The sequence below is a fragment of the Roseateles sp. genome (assembly GCF_049240545.1).
Taxonomy (GTDB): Bacteria; Pseudomonadota; Gammaproteobacteria; order Burkholderiales; family Burkholderiaceae_C; genus Paucibacter_A.
Window position 1 is genome coordinate 1 of record NZ_JBMLSK010000384.1, and the last position, 1,105, is coordinate 1,105.

The window sequence follows — 1,105 nt, forward strand, 5'->3', positions numbered from 1 at the left end:
GGGTCGGCGATGAGCCAGTTCCAGGCGTCGCGACAGGCGTGCAGGATGGCGTCGTAGCTGTCCCAGACGAGCATGCTGAGCTTGTTGGCCCGCAGGTATTCCCAGATATTCTCGACCGGGTTCAACTCCGGCGCATAGGGCGGCAAGCGCAGCAGGCTGATGTTGTCGGGCACCACCAGGCGGCGCCCGGGCTGGTGCCAGCCGGCGCCGTCGCAGACCACCACGGCATGGGCACCTGCGGTCACGCGGCGGGATATCTCCGCCAGATGCTCGGCCATCGCCTCGCTGTTGGCCGCCGGCATGATGATCGCAGCCCCGGTCTCTCGGTCCGGGCAGACAGCACCGAACAGGTAGACCGAGTCATGGCGGTTGTCCCGCACCGCAGCCGGACGTGCGCCAACAGGCGCCCAGACATAGGACAGCGTGCCCTGCTGACCGACCCTGGCCTCATCTTGGAACCAGATCTCAACCGGCTTGCCGGCGGCCCAGGCGGGCAGGCTGTCGGCTACCAGGCTGGAGAAGTTTTTTTAAACGCCGCCTGCGCCTCGGCATCCTTCTTGGGATGGTAGGGACGCGGCTGCAGGCGTGTCAGCCCAGCCCGGCGCAGCAGCTTGCCGACCGTGCGCTCATGCACGCTGATCCCGAATTGCTGCGCAAGCCAGCCTTGAAGGTCGGCGCAACGCCACCGCACCACGCCGTCGCGTGCGGCGTCCGGTCCTTCGATCACCACCGCCTTCAGTGCCGCCAACTGCTCCTGCGACAAGACGGGCCGACGCCCCTGACCGCCTCGGTCGCGCAGCCCGGCCACGCCATCCGCATTGTAGCGCAGCACCCAGTCGCGCAGCGTCTGCACATCCATCCCGTTCGCAGCAGCTGCCTCCGACCGAGACGCGCCCTCCAGCACCATCGCAATGGCCAGAAGGCGGCAGGCCTCCCGGCCAGTCTTCAACTGGCGCGCAAACCGACGAAGATCGGACGCGGAAACATCGCGGCGGGTCAGTTCAACAGGTGCAACCACAGCGACATTCCCATATCAGCCGGAGCCTTCAGGGAGCAGCGAATCACACTTAACCGCGTCGGAGGAATCCCCTCGCGACGAGTCAGT

Annotated in this window: 1 protein-coding gene; it reads right to left on the minus strand. The window is 66.8% G+C overall.

Going from position 1 to position 1,105, the window contains the following annotated elements:
- Positions 1-1,018 (minus strand): IS630 family transposase gene (locus ACOVRJ_RS22990; protein ID WP_422046148.1). Its coding sequence is split into 2 segments (ribosomal slippage), with 1,019 coding nucleotides annotated over them: positions 1-529 and positions 529-1,018; the frame shifts between segments, so codons are not numbered across the junction. This gene is flagged as partial in the annotation.
- Positions 1,019-1,105: the final 87 nt, after the last annotated feature.